We start from the raw sequence: 16,776 nt of genomic DNA on the forward strand, positions 1-16,776 counted from the left end.
CCTCCACTACATCTTTCCTTTTCTGATCACGCTGTTCTTTTATCGTAGCCATGGAAAGCAGTATACACTGCCAATACTTTCGGAACGATTAATACAAGTTGGTAGCTCGGTGGTGGACGAGCACCTCAATGGCATTCTTCAGCTCCCCTGGATCGGGGATAAACTTCGTGTGAAGGTGAAGCGCGCTAACCTGCGCGCTGGTCCAGGAACTGGCAATGAAATTGTCGAAACTGTGACTGAAGGGTCAGAATTGGTCGAGATCGGCCACCATGGCAACTGGTCGTATATCATCAATCCTGATACGAAAAAACGCGGTTGGATCGCCGATTGGCTTACCGTGAGAACGACTCCGTAAGCAAAATCACTTTCCATCTCTCCGGATAATATTAGAAACACTCTGATCTGAAATTCGGAGATTCATTTACCTATCAGGAGCCGGCTGATACGATTGCCCGCATCAGTATTTTTCGAATCTGGAGTTAATCGCCATGGCTGATACGGAAGAGAAAGAACTGGGCCCTGATTCCGCTGATTTGGCTCCCCCAGCGGAGGAGGCTACAGCGAAGAAGAAGGTAAGCAAGAAAAAAGCCGCAAAGAAGAAAACGGCAAAGAAGAAGGTCACCAAAAAGGTGGCCGTTAAAAAGAAAGCCTCAAAGAAAAAAGTGGCGAAAAAGAGGGTTGCAAAAAGTCAGGCACCCAGCACGGATTCTTCAGATAACCCCCAAGCAAATAAAAAAACTGCCGCCTTAGTGACTGTTGTCTCCATTAGTCAGAAATCTGACACAACCACAACACAGACATCTGAGATGGTTGCAGGGCAAGTGCAATCCTCTCAAGAGAGGGAGAAGCCGGATTCGCCAGTTGAAACGAGTCAGGAAATTGAGACTCCCGCCCCTGCAAACTCCCATTCATCGACAACTATCAAGCAAAAGGAGAGCCCCCCAATGTCGTCTACAGAGAGTTCATCATCTTCCGGATTCTGGATGAAGGTGGTTGTGGCACTATTGATAATCATAGTCGCCTTCGCCTACATCCGGTCCTTGGCTAAAAATCCCAATGTCGCTCAGGCAACAGACCCTGCTGTTACTCAAACCGGTAATGAGGTAGCCGAAGCCGCCACGGCTTCGGCCCCAGCGACAACAGCGGCAGAAATCGGCAAAACAAATGGTGCACCATCAGCTGCCGCGCCTGAGCAGATCAAGACAGCAGACGAACCGGCAAATAGCCCGGCTAAACAGGCCGTGACTGCAAGTACGACTGTAACTGCGACCGCTGCGGTCAGTGTCGAGGCAACCGCTGATGAAGCAAACTCTGAGCCCCAACAAGCAGAGCCTGAAATTGCTGCGGCTGCTGGCGAGCAACAGACTACTGCAGCGCCTGCTAGTGCAGCTGTGACTGCCGCCGCTGTGGTCAGTGTCGAGACAGCCTCTGCTGAAGCAAGCGCTGAGCCCCAACAAGTGGAGCCTGAAGCTGCCTCCAGTACTGATACAGGGAGTGCTGAGGCACCAGCGCAAAGCGCGAGTACGGCGACTCCAGCTTCTACAACCGCTTTCCAGCAATCAGTTGATGCAATGCAGGCAGAGCAGGCCGCTGCGAGAGAGCAGCAGAGTCAGCAGCGGGTCGAATCGGTTGCAAAGATCATGGAGGAATTTGATGACTTGCGTAACGCGGCCGACACCGAAATAAAGGCAATGAGAGACCTGATGCAGGCAGAAAAGGATCTGAGGGATGCAATGAAACCGGCGCAGCGCCCGGTTTATCCGCGGCCTTATCCTGGCTACTATCCCTATTACCAGTACCCGGCCTATCCTACCTTCCCTTATCCAGCCTACTGATGTAACCCGACCCCATATGGATAGATGTCTATCCATATGGGGTCTTCGGCTCCGCATCTGTCCCGAAAACCATACACAAAGCACAATTCCTATCTTAATTTTCAGAACTGGTCCGCAAAAAAAATGTTTAGAGAAGCGATTGCCTGATTGATTTTGTGGGGATAATCCGTCTACATTGGCCCTTATATAAATTAGGGTTGATCAGCCATGGATTTCTCGCCCAGCACCCAATGGAATACAAAATCAGACGGGCATGCGGATACGAGGCATCTAACTCGTGCGACGCGCTTCGCCTATATCGGCGTAACGCTCTTTTTTTTCATTTCACTTACGTGGAATCTGCTCGTTACTCCGAATAGCGCGGCTTTTATCTCTTCGCTAATCACACTTCACCTGCTTGTTGGTGGAGCATTCATTGGTGCTATCCATCACTTTCGAAAAAAACTCCTCTATGAATTTCGCTTACGGAGAAGTTATGAAACTGCGCTTCATGCGGAGGAGGAGTATCTGCACCAAATCCTCGATCATGTTGCTGATGGGGTTGCGGTCTTTGATGTGCAAGGCGTTCCTTTATACCTAAATGCCACTGCCTATCATCTATTTCAATCAGCTTCTCCAAAACCTCAACTATCAATCCCTGAAATAAAAAATAAAGTTTTCAATGCACAAGGGAAAAGAGTTCTAAAGAACAGTGAGCTACCGCAGATACTTGCTCTGAATGGTGAAAGAGTGCAGGGACTAGAACTTTCTCTCTACGACCTAGATACCAACCAACGCATCTCACTTCTGGCAAACAGCCAGCCTTTGATGGGTAGTGATGGCCATTTAGAGGCGGTTGTAGTCACCTATCATGACATCACCGCAAGCAAGAGGGCAGAATCTGAACTTCGGCTGGCAGCCTCCGCATTTGAAGTGCCGGAAAGTATGTTCATCACCAACCACTCTGGAATAATTCAGCATGTAAACCAAGAATTTTCCACCATGACCGGATACAAGCCTGATGAATTGGTCGGAAGCGATTCGGAGATCCTTGCTTCTGAGCATCATTCCAATGATTTCTACGTTGAAATGATAAAGACTTTGGAATCTGCAGGCAGATGGGAAGGCGAACTTTGGTGTAAAAGAAAGGATCAAAAGCAGCAACCTCTGTGGGCCAAGATTACCTCAATCCAAACTGAAAAAGATAAAGAGTCGTACTACCTAGTCAGTATGGTCGACTTGAACACGCAATATCGCAAGCAGAATGAGATGATAGCCCGTGCTTATCATGATGAGACCACAGGCTTGCCAAACAGAACACTGCTTCTGGATCGACTCGATCAATCTCTAGCACGATCAGCACGAAGCGGAGTGCTGGGAGCAGTTCTTTCCGTTGAGATTGATCACTTTGTAAATGTTAATCAGACTCTTGGGCATTTGATTGCAGATCGATTACTCAAGGAATTGGCCGAACGCTTAAAGCGCAATGTCCGAAGAGACGATACTCTGGCAAGGTCTGGCGACGGCCAGTTTACTTTGATTCTTAATGAAGTTGCTTCAAACCAAGATATTGCAACCCAATCCGCGATCGCAATCGCTGAGAAATTTAAAGCCAGAATATCCCGACCATTCCATATCTTTGACCATGAAGTACATGTCACCAGTAGCATCGCAATATCCACTTTCGATGGAAAAAATATAACAACTGAAAGTGTCATCAATCAGCTTGATACAACAAGGAAAGCCGCGAAAGAGGAGGGGATAAATAGTATTCGCTGTTTCCATCCAGAAATGCTGTCAAAGGTTAAGCGGCAACTTTCTATCGAAAATGATATGCGAATTGCGCTGCAGCGAGACCAATTCTCCCTTTTCTTCCAACCAAAGATCAATGTCAAGAATGGACAATTGAGTGGTGCGGAGGCATTGATACGCTGGAAGCACCCCCAGCAAGGCTATATCGATCCCAGCTATTTCATCCCGATTGCTGAAGAAAATGGTTTAATTGAGCAGCTGGGTGAGTTTGTTCTTAGAGAAGTCTGCTGCAGAATCAGTATTTGGCAGCGGTCTGGATTGCGAGTAATCCCCATTTCGATCAATATCTCGGCGGTCCAAATCCGTCATGATAAATTCATCAACAGCGTGAATTCTATCCTGAAAGAGACCGGTGTTGACCCGCGTTACCTAGAGTTTGAAATAACAGAGTCCGCATTGGAGCAGAATTTTGTACAAATCAAACGCACCATTCACAGCCTGAAAGACCAGGGCATCATTATCTCGATTGATGATTTTGGTACAGGCTATTCAAACCTTTCTTACCTTAACGAAATTGTGATCGACCGCCTAAAAATTGATCAGTCATTTATCTACAAACTTACCGAACAGAAACGCAAGTCTCCGGTGGCTGAAACCATCATCTCCCTAGCACACAATTTCGGCATGACGACAGTAGGTGAAGGCGTCGAAACCAAGGCTCAATTTGACTTTCTTAGGGAACTTGGCTGCGATGAGGCTCAAGGTTATTTCTTCTGTAAACCGGTATCTATAAATATCTTCAGCGATTTGCTGAAAAACCCCCAGGTGAATAGGGCCTCTTAAGTCCATTGTTGGAGATAATCCAAACTATGCAAGGTAAATACAATATTTAACATAATATACATTATGCCTATATTTAGGGGTTACGACGCGCCTTCCGTTTCACTCTCCATGGCCCGTGCAGCGAGCGAGCGGCGGGTAGAAAAACGTTTCGAGGCTGAGCAGCCCGAGTATGAGGACGGCGCAAGGAACAGGAGTCAAAGGCAGAAATGGGGGAGTTACCCCATGTCTCCACGCAATACTTTACTCAGAGGAAAATCTGGTGTATCGTTCGCGCTCTTGAAAATTCAGGCCCTTCGAAGAGCCTGGCTTAGATCGGGTCGTTAGCTCAGTTGGTAGAGCATCTGACTTTTAATCAGGTGGTCGCAGGTTCGATCCCTGCACGACCCACCATCTGCTGATCAAAGGGTTGTATCTGAAGCAACCCTTTGATCGTCGACAAAACTCCACCACTGCTACTTCATCAGATCAACTTTGATGCCTTGTGTTTCTAGGTGCTCGGCGCGCTCCTGGACATAGTGTTGGAAGCTTGGCTGAGTCCGATATTTTTCCTGCAAAACATAGTCAATTGCAGCGTGAGTGTGGAAGGTCTTCAAGAATGCCTCGGTTCGGAAAACTTCATCCCTGCCCTGTTCATCGAGAAATAGCAGGGTGGGCGTATACATGACCTTTAGTTTGGAAGCGATAGCCTTTTCTGTCGTGGCATTGCCCTGCAGATCGGTCACCGCCCTGTCACCCCACATGTTGATCGCCACCACATGAAAGCCCTGCTGTATCCTCTCGACGGTCGATCTCAGTGAAAAGTTCTCATTGAGCAGCTTGGCGCAATAGGGGCAGCCATCCTGATGGAAATAGAGGAGCAGACGCTTACCCTCCCCGGCCGCCGCCTCTACGTCCTCCTGCAGATCGAGAAATGATTGCTTAAACCAGTCCGGTTTTTCGTGATATCCAGGATTGACAAGACCGGCACCCAGCTTGCTGTCGCCTTCATCTGCATGGCAGGCGATAGAAATTGACAGCAGCCCTATGGCAAGAAGCAACCAGGACAGTTTCATTTCTCCTCCTTCGGAATCATGCCCCGACTTGTTCAGTCACGAGTCATTGTTATGTCATAACTCTATCCACACTAGCAGATTTTCATTCGGTACTTGCTCATGAGAGATGCAACAGACCTACATACTTCCGAAAAACTGTGTCGTATTTTCGACGCGGCAAGACAAAAAAATATCTTACTGATTGATTTAAAAGGAAAAATAGTTTTGGCACGCAATTCGCAAAGTTAGTGTGGTCAATAACAATTTTAGGGCCAGAAAAATGACGGGTTCCCTGCAAAGCATCGAAAATCGCTCACGGACCTCTAATTTGAGCATATTTCAGACACCAACCCTTTGACGATGATGAACTGAAGCACCTTGAGCACTATCTGACCATTCTGCTTTATCCGCTGCGCAACGCACTCCTCTACCGTTCCGCCATCAACTCAGCCTTTATCGATGCTCTTACCGGAGTGAAAAATCGCGCAGCGTTTATCAGCAACTTTAACCGGGAGCTTGATCTGGCAAACCGAAACGGCACTGAACTTTCCGTTATTATGCTCGATGTGGACTACTTCAAGCGGGTTAATGACAAGTATGGTCACACCGTAGGAGACATGGTGTTGAAGAACATCGCACTTGCAGTCGAAGCTAGCGTCCGCAGCAGTGACGCCCTCTATCGCTACGGCGGTGAAGAGTTTGTCGTTACCCTCAGTGGAACCTGTGCAGAGGGTGCATACCAACTGGCCGAACGGATTCGCAAGAATGTCGAGGCACTGAGTTTCAGCAGTCCAAAAGGACTGCAGGCACGTCTCAGCTTGGGGGTCGCAACCCTGCAGGAGAATGAGTCTGGTGAGGCGCTGTTCAAACGGGCGGATGCTGCGCTCTATTGCGCCAAAAGACAGGGACGCAACCAGACCTACCGTGCCGAGTGAATCTCAGGCCAAGGCGTGCTGCTGAACAGCCCAGTCGCACTCCAGTGCAAGACAGCAGACTGTGCAGTCGGGCTGTTTTCGACAGGCCTCTTTAGCATGGCGCACAATCAGCGCATGATATTCGTTGAAGAGCTCCGGATCGGGCCCCAGTGCCCGTTCAAATGCCAGACGCAGCGCCTCATAAGCTGAGTGCGCCGGGACCATGCCAAGGCGAGAAAAGATGCGCCGTGTATAGGCATCGATGACAAATACCGGCCGCTCAAAGGCATAGAGCAGGATGTCGTCAGCGGTCTCTGGTCCAATTCCGTTGACCGAAAGGAAGGCCCTGCGCAGCGCCTTATCAGAGAGCGGCTGCAGCTGCCCGGCGTGCGCGCGCAAAAAACTACAGAGATGTTTCAGGCGCCTTGCCTTAACGTTGAAGTAACCCGCAGGACGGATCAGCTGCGCCAGCTCATCCGGCGGCATCCGGTCGATCTGATGAAGATCAAGTGCCTCGATCGCCTTTAGATTCTGTATCGCCCGTTCGACATTGGACCAGGCGGTATTCTGCGTCAAAACCGCACCGACCATCACCTCGAAGGCGCTATCTGCCGGCCACCAGTGCTGCGGCCCATAGCGCTGCAGCAGCTGGCTATAGGCAGTCCGCAGACGTCTGCCATCAAGTTTTAACGGGGATTCCTTGAGCGTCGCCATGGATTGTTCGCGGAGCTACCCGACGCTTTTGGCCCTCTGCCCTGCTTGCGCGGCGCCTGTTGTCGATCCGACCTGTAATGCTTGGCTCTGGCTGGTGGTTGGCGTTTTTCCGGTGGTAACCCAGAGATCTCCAGCAATTGGTTGATCTCAGTGTGTGTCAATGCGCGCCACCTGCCGACCTTCAGGGCGCTCTCCAGGATTACGCTGCCGTAGCGTACCCGTTTGAGGCGACTCACCTGCACACCAATCGCCTCCCACAGACGCCGCACCTCCCGTTGGCGCCCCTCCATGATTACGACATGGAACCAGCGGTTGATCCCTTCGCCACCGGATTCGACAATCTCCTCGAAGCGGGCCGGACCATCCTCCAGCTCGACACCGTGGGTCAGTTGCTTTAACTGCTCCTCACTGACCTGCCCCATCACCCGTACGGCATATTCCCTTTCCACCTGGCGGCTGGGGTGCATCAACCTATTAGCCAATTCGCCATCAGTGGTGAGCAGCAGCAAGCCAGAGGTATTCAGGTCGAGCCGTCCCACTGGAATCCAGCGGCCGTGCTGGAGGCGGGGCAGTCTGTGATAGATGGTGCGCCGGCCTTCTGGATCCTTACGCGTCACCAGCTCCCCTTCCGGTTTGTTGTAGACCAACACCCGCCGCTCCGGCGCCTCCATGCGCTTCTGCGAGAAAGGACGACCATCGATCCGGATGCGATCGCTGCCAACGACTCGTTGTCCCAGCTTGGCGGTTTCACCGTTGACTTCGATCCGGCCTTCACTGATCCAGCCCTCGATCTCACGACGCGAGCCGACACCGGCGTTGGCCAGCACCTTCTGCAGGCGCTCCCCCATCTGAGGTTTATTCTGACTCATTCCGACTCACCCTGTTGAAGTGGCAACTCACCACTGTGAGAGGCTGCAATCTCATCCTTCTGAGAGAGATCAGCATCCGGGCTGGCCACTGATTCGGCCGCATCATCATCCCCGGACGGTTCATCCCCCGGCTCCGCCATATTCGGCTCCTTAAGCTGCAGTTCCCGGTTGATTGATTCCAAATCGCGTATTTTCGCCAAAGTTGGCAGCTCACCCAGGCCCTTCATGTTGAAGTAGTCGAGAAATGCCTTGGTGGTGGCATAGAGGGCCGGCTTGCCCGGCACATCCCGGTGCCCAACCACCCGCACCCACTCGCGTTCGGTAAGGGCCTTGATGATATTGGTGCTGACGCTGACACCGCGGATATCCTCGATCTCGCCACGGGTGATCGGCTGCCGATAGGCGATCAAGGCGAGGGTTTCGAGCAGCGCGCGGGAGTATTTCGGCGGACGTTCTGTCCAGAGTCGCGATACCCAGGGGGCGTATTCCGAACGAATCTGGACACGAAAGCCGCTGCCGACCTCGCTGACCTCGATACCGCGTCCCTGATAGTCTGCCTGCAGCATCTCAAGGACAGTGCGCAGACGCTCTTTATCTGGCGTCTCCGCTTCAGCAAACACTCCCTGCAGCTGGTCGAGACTCAGCGGCCGGCCGGCGGCCAGCAGCGCGGCCTCTACAATCTGTTTTAATTTATCGTCAGAGGACATGCATCACTCGGTTTCAGGAGACGATCGCTTTCACGTGGATTGGCGCAAAGGGTTCGTTCTGCACCAGCTCCAATAGCGATCCTTTGATCAGTTCCAGCACCGCAAGAAAGGTTACTACCACTCCCGGCCGCCCCTCTTCGAAGTCGAACAGGGTGGAAAAATCGCAGAAACTCTCCCCATTCACCCGCTCCAGTATCTGCGACATCCGCTCCCGCACCGACAGCGCTTCGCGCTCCACCCGATGGCTGGTGAACATATCTGCCCGCTGCAGCACATCCTTGAAGGCGAGCAGCAGCTCCTGCAGCGAGATATCGGGCTCCCGCACCTCCTGCTTTCGTTCGATCAGCTCTGCCTGGCCCTGGAAGTTGTCACGACCGATGCGCGGCAGCTGGTCGATATCCTCGGCCGCCTGTTTGTAACGTTCATACTCCTGCAGTCGGCGGATCAGCTCGGCCCGCGGGTCGGCCTCATCCTCATCCTCGCTGCTCTGGCGCGGCAGTAGCATGCGGGATTTGATCTCCGCCAGCATCGCCGCCATCACCAGATACTCGGCCGCCAGCTCTAGGCGCAGCTCCTCCATCATCTCGATATATTGGATGTACTGCTCGGTAATCTCGGCGATGGGGATGTTGAGAATGTCGAGATTTTGTCGTTTGATCAGGTAGAGCAGCAGGTCAAGCGGCCCCTCAAACGCCTCAAGGATCACCTCCAGGGCATCCGGCGGGATGTAGAGATCTTTCGGCGGCGTGGTGACCGGTTCACCCTGCACCACCGCGAACGGCATCTCTTCCTGTTCAGGATGATGGTGGGGGTGGTTTTCGGTCAAATCCATGTGCTGGCTTAAATGCCGCTGAGAGACATCGCGTGGCGTACCTCTTCCATGGTGGCTCGGGCTACATCCCGTGCTCGTTCACAGCCCTCATTGATGATGCTGCGCACCAGCTCTGGCTGTGCCTCGAACTCCGCAGCACGCTGCTGAATCGGCCGTAGCTCCTCCAACACGCCATTGATCACCGGCTCCTTGCAGTCGAGACAGCCGATGCCGGCGGAGCGGCACCCCTGCTGCACCCACGCTTTCACATCGTCATCGGAGTAGACCTCGTGGAACTGCCAGACCGGGCACTTCGCCGGGTCACCCGGATCAGTGCGGCGTACCCGCGCCGGATCGGTCGGCATACGCTTGAGAGTGTTCTCCAACTCCGCCGGCTTGCTGCGCAGGGCGATGGTGTTGCCGTAGGATTTCGACATCTTCTGCCCGTCCAGCCCCGGCATCTTCGATGCCTTGGTGAGTAACGGCTGGGGTTCCACCAGGATCACCCGGCCACCACCCTCTAGGTAGCCAAACAGTCGCTCCTGGTCGCCCAGGGTGATATTCTGCTGCGAACCGAGCAGGGCGCGCGCCACCTCCAGCGCCTCCAGGTCGCCCTGTTCCTGATAGGCTCTGCGCAGCTTGTCGAACATTTTGGCGTTCTTCTTGCCCATCTTTTTCTTCGCCTGCTCTGCCTTCGCCTCGAAGTCGGGCTCGCGGCCGTAGATGTGGTTGAAGCGGCGCGCCACCTCCCGTGTCAGCTCCACGTGGGCCACCTGATCCTCGCCCACCGGCACTTGGCCCGCCTTGTAGATCAGGATGTCGGCGGACTGCAGCAGCGGATAGCCAAGGAAACCGTAGGTTGCCAGATCCTTCTCTTTCAGCTTCTCTTGCTGATCCTTGTAGCTGGGCACACGCTCCAGCCAGCCCAGCGGGGTGATCATCGACAGCAGCAGATGCAGCTCGGCATGTTCCGGCACCCGCGACTGCACAAACAGGGTCGCAGAGTTACTGTTGACCCCCGCCGCCAGCCAGTCGATCACCATCTCCCAGGTACTCTCCGGGATCAGTGAAGGATCGTCGTAGTGGGTGGTCAGAGCGTGCCAGTCGGCAACAAAGAAGAAGCACTCGTACTCGTTCTGCAGCTCCACCCAGTTCTTGATGACACCGTGGTAGTGGCCAAGATGGAGACGCCCGGTCGGGCGCATGCCGGAGAGCACCCGCGAGTGCTGGGGGGAGAGAGAGTTCAAGACTAACTCCTTGAAGGGTTGAGGATGATCGGTAAAAGTTGCGAGACCACATCGCTGGCCGGCAGCAGTTGGATAGTCAATGATACCAGCGGCCAGAGTATCTGCCCCAGCAGGCCGGTCGTCAGTAGGATGATCAGGATGAACAGCCCGTAGCGCTCCAGGCCGGCATAGACCCGGGCGAGCGGACGCGGCAGCAGTGAATAGAGCACGCGGCCCCCATCCAGCGGCAGAATCGGCATCATATTGAGCGCCATCAGGATGGTATTGAAGAAGGCGCCGGCTACCCCCATCAGCACCAGCGGGATGGCGATCCAGGGCACCGATTGAAGCAGAAAAATCCCCGGATAGATCAGCATGCCCCAGATAAAGGCCATCAACAGGTTGATGCCGGGGCCGGCCAATGCCACCAGTGCCATGTCGCGGCGTGGCTTGCGCAGGTTCTCCACCGTTACCGGTACCGGCTTGGCCCAGCCGAACAGGAACAGTGGTCCGCCGAAGATAAAGCTGGAGAGGATCAGCAGCAGCGGTATCAACACGGTACCGATCGGGTCGATGTGCTTGATCGGGTTGAGAGTGATCCGGCCGAGCCTCTGCGCAGTGCTGTCGCCGAGTCGCTTGGCCATCCAGCCGTGGGCCGCCTCGTGGAGTGTGATGGCGAACAGCAGTGGTATCGCGATCACCACTACCAGCTGAATAAGATTGATCCCCTGCATCGCGGGATTATACCTCGCTGAAAGAGCTGGCGTCGCCCTTGCCGAGTCGTGCCACTTCGGGGGTATCTTCGGTTAGCAGCACCACGGTGGTGGCCTCGAAACCGCAATAACCACCGTCGATGATCAGGTCGACCTCGTGATCGATCAGCTGACGCATCTCATAGGGATCGGTCAGCGGCATCTCGTCCCCCGGCAGCACCAGAGTAGAGCTCATGATTGGCTCAGCCAGCGCCGTCAGCAGGGCATCGACGATGCGATTGTCCGGCACTCGGATGCCGATGGTCTTGCGTTTGGCATGCTGCAGCCGGCGCGGCACCTGTTTGGTTGCCTTGAGGATGAAGGTGTAGGGACCAGGGGTCAGATTCTTCAGCAGCCGGTAGTCGCGATTGTTGACCTTGGCGTAGCTGGCGATCTCGGTCAGGTCGCGGCAGACCAGGGTGAAGTTGTGTTTATCATCGAGCCTGCGGATGCGGCGGATCCTCTCCATCGCGCCCTTGTCGCCGATGTGACATCCCAGGGCGTAGCTGGAGTCGGTGGGATAGGCCACCAACCCGCCCTGGCGGATGATCTCTACCGCCTGCTGAATCAGGCGAGGCTGGGGGTTGTCCGGGTGAATCTGAAGAAAGAGTGCCATTGTCTTAATCTAAATCGCGCGAGCCTGGGGGCTGCTGATGCCCCAATCCCGCCAGATGGGAACGCAGCCATCCGGCAGCTGTGGTAGCCTGCCCAGCTCTATCCAGGGATGCTCGGGGCCATGATAATCGGAACCCGCCGAGGCGAGCAGGCCAAAATCTTTTGCATGACGTGCCATGTTGAAACAGTCGTCACAGCTGTGGCTGCCCGACACCACTTCGAGTCCGGCTCCACCGGCCGCGGCAAACGCCTTGATCAACCGGCGCAGCTTGCTGCGGGTCATCCGATAGCGGGCGGGGTGTGCGATCACCGTTTGCCCTCCTGCGTCGGTGATCCAGCCAATTGCCTGCTCCAGGCTGGCCCACTCGCCTGGCACATAGCCGGGCTTGCCGTACACCAGATAGTGCCTGAAGACCTTGCGCATATCAGGCATCACGCCGATCTTGACCAGGAAGCGGGCAAAGTGGGTGCGGCTCACCAGCCAGCCGTTGGAAAAGCTGCGTGCTCCCTCTAACGCATCGGGGATGCCCGCCTTTCCAAGACGCAGCGCAATCTCTTCTGCACGCCCAACCCGAAACGCCTGCAGTGCTTTAAGTCCATCCTGTAACGCGCTATTTTTATGATCAAAATTCAGCCCGACAAGATGTACTGTCTGGCGCTCCCAGGTGACCGATATCTCCACCCCCGGCAGCAGCTGGATGCCTGACTCCCTGGCCGCCAGCTGTGCCTCGTCGATACCGGCAGTGTTATCGTGATCGGTGAGTGCCAATACTTTTACACCAGCCGCAGCGGCGGCGCGCACCAATGCCGTCGGCGTAAGGGTGCCGTCGGAAGCGGTGGAGTGTGAGTGCAGATCGTAACCTAGAAACATGGCGGGGGATTGTACCCCATCCGGCGGGATATGCGTGGAATTTGAGCCGTCACGCAATCTACTAACAATCTCCCCCCACCCTCAAGACGCCACCACAAGCGGCTGTTACAATTGCGCCATGCAGATAATCCCCGCCGATATAGTTGCCATTGCCGATGTCTTCCGTGACACTGTGGAAGAGCTGATCGAGGTGTTTGAGGATGAAGAATCCGCCGATGAGCAGCTCGATTCCCCAGAATTGCTCGCCAGTGCACTGTTCCAGCTGTTCGACCTGCTCAACTCGCCGGAGATGGCTCAGGCGCTCGATGCCAGCCTGACCCACAGGGAGCTGCATGCCCCGCAGCAGCTGGTTGGCCACGATCTGCACGAGCTGGGCGACTATGGCATCAATCTGCTAATCGATCTCGCCTATGTGGCCGATACGTTGCGGCTGGAGGAGCACGCCCGCATGCTGGAGAACCTCTCTCTGCCGCTGGCGGTCTGGATCGCCCGCCGGGGCGGTGAACTGAGCACCCTGGAACCGGTGGTCAACGCCCTGGCTGCGCTGGCCAACATCACCACGGAAGCGGTCGATCTGGAGAACCTCTACCAGATGTCCAGTGATATCCAGTTGGCGGTGAGCCCGCTGCTGCAGACCGATCTTGACAAGGGCAATCCCAATCACCCCTGGCGGGTGCTGCTGGTCAACCGGGCGATCATCGCCACACGCAGCCACCATACCCTGCTGATGAAGGATGCCTTCGATAATCTGGTGCAGTTGATGCCTGAGGAGGCGTCGCACTTTTTCCGCGAAGGCATGGAACAGATGGAAGCCCTGAGCTATCCAGAGCCTGTAAAAAAACTGGTGCAGGAGTATTTCCACGAATGGAGCGCCCAGCGCACCCTGCACTGAATAATCTAAGGGTATATCTGAGACATGAAGTTTCTGGCCGATTTTTTCCCCATCATTCTCTTTTTTGTCACCTACAAACTCTACGGCATCTATGCCGCCACTGCAGTGGCTATCGGCGCTTCGGTGATCCAGGTCAGCTATCATTGGCTGCGCAACCGGCAGGTGGAGAAGATGCACCTGATCACCATGGTGATGTTGCTGGTGTTCGGCGGGCTGACCCTCCTGTTGCAGGATCGCACCTTCATCATGTGGAAACCCTCAGTGATCAACTGGCTGTTTGGCGCAGTCTTCATCGGCAGCCATTTCATCGGTGAAAAACCGCTGGCGGAGCGCATGATGGGGGATGCGGTACGCGTCCCCTCGCCGGTCTGGCGCCGACTCAATCTCGCCTGGGGGGGATTTTTTGTCCTGCTGGGGCTGGCCAACCTCTATGTGGCCAGCTTTTTCTTCAGCGCCGAAGCGGCGCTGACTGCCCAGACCGGCTTAGCCCAGATCGACCTGACCAGCTGCGGGGAACTATTCAACGGCGACGAACTTCAAATGTGTCTTGAGATGCAATCCCTGGAAGCGGATTGGGTCAACTTTAAATTGTTTGGAATGATGGGACTAACGCTGGCCTTTGTCCTGTTGCAGGCTTTCTACCTGGCCCGTCACATGCAGGATCAGGAACAATTGACAGAGGAGAATTGAGTGTACTACGCGATCATTGCGGAAGACCGGGAAGAGAGCTTGGAACAACGTCTTGCAGCACGCCCCGCCCATGTTGAGCGGCTGAATGCGATGCAGGCGGATGGTCGGCTGCTGCTAGCTGGTCCCCATCCGGCAATCGACAACGAAGACCCGGGCCCCGCCGGTTTCACCGGTAGTCTGGTGGTAGCAGAGTTCGACAGCCTGGAGGCAGCCCGCGAATGGGCGGATCAGGATCCCTACGTGCTCGCCGGAGTCTATCAGCGGGTTACCATCAAACCCTTTAAAAAGGTCTTTCCGGCCTGACCTCTACTTTACCAATCAAGCATAAGGTCCAGCGATGAATAAGCTTACTTTTATCACCGTGCTCAGCTGTTGCACTCTGCTCATCGGATGCAACCAGTCCGGTGATGGTGCAACCAATTCGGCCCAGACTGACACCGGGCAACCCGCAGCCGACTCCCCGATCCTGCCGGTTGACGGGGAACAGCCGGCACTCTCGCCCGACGTGTTGCTCACGGTCAATGGTCAGCCGGTATCCAGGACCCTGTTTGGGCTCTACTTTAAAGAGCGGGTCAGGGATCCTGCAAAGGCTAACGACAATCCGCAGCTGCAGATGAAGGTGCTGAATGAACTCTCCAACCTGTTGATCCTCTCCCAGGATGCGGAGCAAAAACAGCTCGACAAATCTGCCGAGGTAGAGGCGACATTAACCCTGTTCCGCGCCAAACTGCTGACCCAGGCAGCGATCCAGCGCCACCTGAAGGAGCATCAGCCAACTGAGGCCGATTACCAGAAGCTCTATGACGCTGAGTATGCCAACAAGAGCAGTATCGAATTTAAGGCGCGCCACATCCTGCTGAAAGAGGAGGAGAAGGCGAAAGAGATCATCGCCCTACTGCAACAGGGAGGTGACTTTGCTGAACTGGCCAAGACACACTCAACTGGCCCCACTGGCGCCAATGGCGGCGATCTCGGCTGGTTCGACTCGGAGCAGATGGTGAAGCCCTTTGCCGATGCGGTGCAGGCGATGGAGAAGGGAAAATACTCGGAAGCGCCGGTCAAGACCCAGTTCGGCTGGCATGTGATCCTGCTGGAAGATAGCCGTGACCTCCCCGCCCCGAGCCTAGATGCGGTACGTTCAGAACTGACCACCCGCCTGCAACAGCAGGTTCTCGCCGACTATATTCAGGAGTTGCGGGCAAAAACCAAGCTCCACTACAACGAACAGCAGAAGCCGGCGAAGGAGAAGGCCGCGCAGGCATCTGGGGAGAGCTGATCCCTGTCGCAGGAGCGGCGTCCTACTTCGCGGCGCCGTTCCTGGAAAACCCGGCGTGCCTCTTGCCTGTCAGAAAAACTTACACTTCCCTGTCCTCGATCAGAAGTCGACAAAGACAAACATAGTCCTTTAATAACAATAAGTTAGGTGATTATGTTAGGGTTTATTATTGTGATCCTGGCTGTTTCTGAGGCGCAGTTCACACTTTTCTTGTCTTGATCCGTCGGAAAATTTTACATCCACTCTTTGCTCTGCTCCTGAAGAAGATTATTATTCACTAAATAACAGATACTTATTATTTTTGGCATGCTATCTGCTCAGGCTGTGAGCCTGCCTCTTGATTCCAGGGATCAGGATGGCTTTATCCACAATACAGCAGGGAGGAGTTCGAGCATGAAGGTACTGTTTAAGACTCTTATTTCTGGATTCGCACTGACCTTTACCCCGGTCCCGCAAGCATCTGCCAGCCTGAACAACCATCAGTGTGATGCCAAGATCAAGGCTCTAATCAGCCAGCCAAATCCCTGCACCTCTGCTCAAAGCTTCCGAATCGATCTCTCCCCTTCCAATAGCGCTCTCGCAGAATCTCCATAGCACTCGGAGTAGATTGAAGCAGAGAGACTTGGCTCACTTCTCCTTCTGTCCCTCGATGCGACCGATGCTGGAGATAGAAACGGTAGTGGCGGCGGGCGCCTCATCGATGAAGTAGGGGCGCTCTGTGGCGATGCGACCAGCCAACTCCGCCAACTCCTTCTCGCGGGCAGTAATCAACCCAAAACAGGCGCGGATATCCTGAATCGTCTGCTCCGACAGAGGATGCTGCAGAGCCTTGTGCTCCGGGGCGGTATCTTTCACGATTGCAGCCAGCACTTTGCGCATGACCATCAGGATCTCTCTCTCTTTTGCAGATTCTTCGCTCATTTTAGACTCATTGATTCAGTGTAAAGATTACGGGCAGATCGGCACAGCTTACCCAATCATTTAGCCCCATTACCATCC

The 16,776-nt window shown here is 54.5% G+C and carries 19 protein-coding genes and 1 tRNA gene; 10 read left to right on the forward strand and 10 right to left on the reverse strand.

Annotation, left to right across the window (positions count from 1 at the left end; genetic code table 11):
- The 4 genes from Ga0074115_RS09280 to Ga0074115_RS09295 all read left to right on the forward strand — a co-directional run.
- Positions 1 to 355, forward strand: a 355-nt coding sequence (locus Ga0074115_RS09280) for an SH3 domain-containing protein (protein ID WP_232433018.1), incomplete at its 5' end; no start/stop codon positions are given.
- 133 nt (positions 356 to 488) lie between these two features.
- Positions 489 to 1,835: a hypothetical protein gene (locus Ga0074115_RS16275; protein ID WP_057957193.1), complete on the forward strand. Its 1,347-nt coding sequence runs from the start codon at positions 489 to 491 to the stop codon at positions 1,833 to 1,835.
- Between the two features lie 207 nt (positions 1,836 to 2,042).
- On the forward strand, positions 2,043 to 4,409 hold the full coding sequence (locus Ga0074115_RS09290; RefSeq protein ID WP_157292726.1) for a sensor domain-containing protein: 2,367 nt from the start codon (positions 2,043 to 2,045) through the stop codon (positions 4,407 to 4,409).
- 314 nt (positions 4,410 to 4,723) lie between these two features.
- Positions 4,724 to 4,799, forward strand: a tRNA-Lys gene (locus Ga0074115_RS09295).
- A gap of 62 nt (positions 4,800 to 4,861) precedes the next feature.
- Here Ga0074115_RS09295 and Ga0074115_RS09300 read toward each other — a convergent pair.
- Positions 4,862 to 5,461, reverse strand: coding sequence for a thioredoxin family protein (locus Ga0074115_RS09300; RefSeq protein ID WP_087959759.1), 600 nt, complete (start codon positions 5,459 to 5,461; stop codon positions 4,862 to 4,864).
- A gap of 452 nt (positions 5,462 to 5,913) precedes the next feature.
- On the opposite strand from Ga0074115_RS09300, the gene Ga0074115_RS09305 reads away from it, so the two are divergent.
- A complete protein-coding gene (locus Ga0074115_RS09305; RefSeq protein ID WP_060528448.1) occupies positions 5,914 to 6,375 on the forward strand; it encodes a GGDEF domain-containing protein in 462 nt (153 codons plus the stop codon).
- Positions 6,376 to 6,378: 3 nt separating this feature from the next.
- Here the strand turns inward: Ga0074115_RS09305 and Ga0074115_RS09310 are convergent, their stop codons facing one another.
- From Ga0074115_RS09310 to Ga0074115_RS09345, 8 genes are read right to left on the reverse strand one after another with little or no spacing between them, the layout of a single operon-like run.
- Entirely contained in the window at positions 6,379 to 7,068 is a 690-nt protein-coding gene (locus Ga0074115_RS09310) for an endonuclease III domain-containing protein (protein ID WP_057957130.1), read from the reverse strand.
- A complete protein-coding gene (rluB, locus tag Ga0074115_RS09315) occupies positions 7,041 to 7,937 on the reverse strand; it encodes a 23S rRNA pseudouridine(2605) synthase RluB (RefSeq protein WP_057957131.1) in 897 nt (298 codons plus the stop codon). The genes Ga0074115_RS09310 and rluB overlap by 28 nt, the downstream gene beginning before the upstream one ends.
- Entirely contained in the window at positions 7,934 to 8,644 is a 711-nt protein-coding gene (gene scpB, locus Ga0074115_RS09320; protein ID WP_057957132.1) for an SMC-Scp complex subunit ScpB, read from the reverse strand. Before scpB ends, rluB begins: the two co-directional genes overlap by 4 nt.
- Before the next feature lie 13 nt (positions 8,645 to 8,657).
- Complete coding sequence (locus Ga0074115_RS09325) at positions 8,658 to 9,476, reverse strand: segregation and condensation protein A (protein WP_005964631.1); 819 nt, start codon at positions 9,474 to 9,476, stop codon at positions 8,658 to 8,660.
- Positions 9,477 to 9,484: 8 nt separating this feature from the next.
- Positions 9,485 to 10,702: a tryptophan--tRNA ligase gene (locus tag Ga0074115_RS09330; RefSeq protein ID WP_005964633.1), complete on the reverse strand. Its 1,218-nt coding sequence runs from the start codon at positions 10,700 to 10,702 to the stop codon at positions 9,485 to 9,487.
- Between the two features lie 2 nt (positions 10,703 to 10,704).
- Positions 10,705 to 11,415, reverse strand: coding sequence for a site-2 protease family protein (locus Ga0074115_RS09335; protein WP_057957133.1), 711 nt, complete (start codon positions 11,413 to 11,415; stop codon positions 10,705 to 10,707).
- Between the two features lie 7 nt (positions 11,416 to 11,422).
- Positions 11,423 to 12,049: an L-threonylcarbamoyladenylate synthase gene (locus Ga0074115_RS09340; RefSeq protein WP_005964640.1), complete on the reverse strand. Its 627-nt coding sequence runs from the start codon at positions 12,047 to 12,049 to the stop codon at positions 11,423 to 11,425.
- Positions 12,050 to 12,058: 9 nt separating this feature from the next.
- Positions 12,059 to 12,919 carry a PHP domain-containing protein gene (locus tag Ga0074115_RS09345; protein WP_057957134.1) on the reverse strand — a complete coding sequence of 287 codons (861 nt, stop codon included), beginning with the start codon at positions 12,917 to 12,919 and terminating at the stop codon, positions 12,059 to 12,061.
- Between the two features lie 118 nt (positions 12,920 to 13,037).
- Between Ga0074115_RS09345 and Ga0074115_RS09350 the strand changes: the two genes are divergently transcribed.
- The 5 genes from Ga0074115_RS09350 (at position 13,038) to Ga0074115_RS16280 (ending at position 16,371) form a co-directional block, all read left to right on the forward strand.
- The gene (locus Ga0074115_RS09350; protein WP_006474447.1) at positions 13,038 to 13,811 is read left to right on the forward strand and encodes a hypothetical protein; all 774 of its coding nucleotides are present in this window, start codon (positions 13,038 to 13,040) and stop codon (positions 13,809 to 13,811) included.
- A 24-nt stretch (positions 13,812 to 13,835) separates the two neighbouring features.
- Positions 13,836 to 14,501, forward strand: a complete 666-nt coding sequence (locus Ga0074115_RS09355; protein ID WP_060528450.1) for a septation protein A — start codon at positions 13,836 to 13,838, stop codon at positions 14,499 to 14,501.
- Positions 14,502 to 14,804: a YciI family protein gene (locus Ga0074115_RS09360; RefSeq protein ID WP_057957029.1), complete on the forward strand. Its 303-nt coding sequence runs from the start codon at positions 14,502 to 14,504 to the stop codon at positions 14,802 to 14,804.
- A 34-nt stretch (positions 14,805 to 14,838) separates the two neighbouring features.
- Positions 14,839 to 15,777, forward strand: coding sequence for a peptidylprolyl isomerase (locus Ga0074115_RS09365; RefSeq protein WP_057957028.1), 939 nt, complete (start codon positions 14,839 to 14,841; stop codon positions 15,775 to 15,777).
- Between the two features lie 393 nt (positions 15,778 to 16,170).
- Entirely contained in the window at positions 16,171 to 16,371 is a 201-nt protein-coding gene (locus tag Ga0074115_RS16280) for a hypothetical protein (RefSeq protein ID WP_157292727.1), read from the forward strand.
- Between the two features lie 33 nt (positions 16,372 to 16,404).
- Here the strand turns inward: Ga0074115_RS16280 and Ga0074115_RS09370 are convergent, their stop codons facing one another.
- Complete coding sequence (locus Ga0074115_RS09370; protein WP_005964658.1) at positions 16,405 to 16,698, reverse strand: hypothetical protein; 294 nt, start codon at positions 16,696 to 16,698, stop codon at positions 16,405 to 16,407.
- Positions 16,699 to 16,776: the final 78 nt, after the last annotated feature.

Source organism: endosymbiont of Ridgeia piscesae, assembly GCF_001443665.1.
Classification (GTDB): domain Bacteria; phylum Pseudomonadota; class Gammaproteobacteria; order Chromatiales; family Chromatiaceae; genus Endoriftia; species Endoriftia persephonae.

Bases quoted from the DNA above. Each gene is read 5' to 3' on its own strand.
- Ga0074115_RS09290 (WP_157292726.1), top strand. From the start codon at position 2,043: ATGGATTTCTCGCCCAGCACCCAATGGAATACAAAATCAGACGGGCAT.
- scpB (WP_057957132.1), bottom strand. From the start codon at position 8,644: ATGTCCTCTGACGATAAATTAAAACAGATTGTAGAGGCCGCGCTGCTG.
- Ga0074115_RS09355 (WP_060528450.1), top strand. From the start codon at position 13,836: ATGAAGTTTCTGGCCGATTTTTTCCCCATCATTCTCTTTTTTGTCACC.
- Ga0074115_RS09325 (WP_005964631.1), bottom strand. From the start codon at position 9,476: ATGGATTTGACCGAAAACCACCCCCACCATCATCCTGAACAGGAAGAG.
- Ga0074115_RS09350 (WP_006474447.1), top strand. From the start codon at position 13,038: ATGCAGATAATCCCCGCCGATATAGTTGCCATTGCCGATGTCTTCCGT.
- Ga0074115_RS09335 (WP_057957133.1), bottom strand. From the start codon at position 11,415: ATGCAGGGGATCAATCTTATTCAGCTGGTAGTGGTGATCGCGATACCA.
- Ga0074115_RS09300 (WP_087959759.1), bottom strand. From the start codon at position 5,461: ATGAAACTGTCCTGGTTGCTTCTTGCCATAGGGCTGCTGTCAATTTCT.
- Ga0074115_RS09370 (WP_005964658.1), bottom strand. From the start codon at position 16,698: ATGAGCGAAGAATCTGCAAAAGAGAGAGAGATCCTGATGGTCATGCGC.
- rluB (WP_057957131.1), bottom strand. From the start codon at position 7,937: ATGAGTCAGAATAAACCTCAGATGGGGGAGCGCCTGCAGAAGGTGCTG.
- Ga0074115_RS16275 (WP_057957193.1), top strand. From the start codon at position 489: ATGGCTGATACGGAAGAGAAAGAACTGGGCCCTGATTCCGCTGATTTG.
- Ga0074115_RS09365 (WP_057957028.1), top strand. From the start codon at position 14,839: ATGAATAAGCTTACTTTTATCACCGTGCTCAGCTGTTGCACTCTGCTC.
- Ga0074115_RS09345 (WP_057957134.1), bottom strand. From the start codon at position 12,919: ATGTTTCTAGGTTACGATCTGCACTCACACTCCACCGCTTCCGACGGC.
- Ga0074115_RS09340 (WP_005964640.1), bottom strand. From the start codon at position 12,049: ATGGCACTCTTTCTTCAGATTCACCCGGACAACCCCCAGCCTCGCCTG.
- Ga0074115_RS09310 (WP_057957130.1), bottom strand. From the start codon at position 7,068: ATGGCGACGCTCAAGGAATCCCCGTTAAAACTTGATGGCAGACGTCTG.
- Ga0074115_RS16280 (WP_157292727.1), top strand. From the start codon at position 16,171: ATGAAGGTACTGTTTAAGACTCTTATTTCTGGATTCGCACTGACCTTT.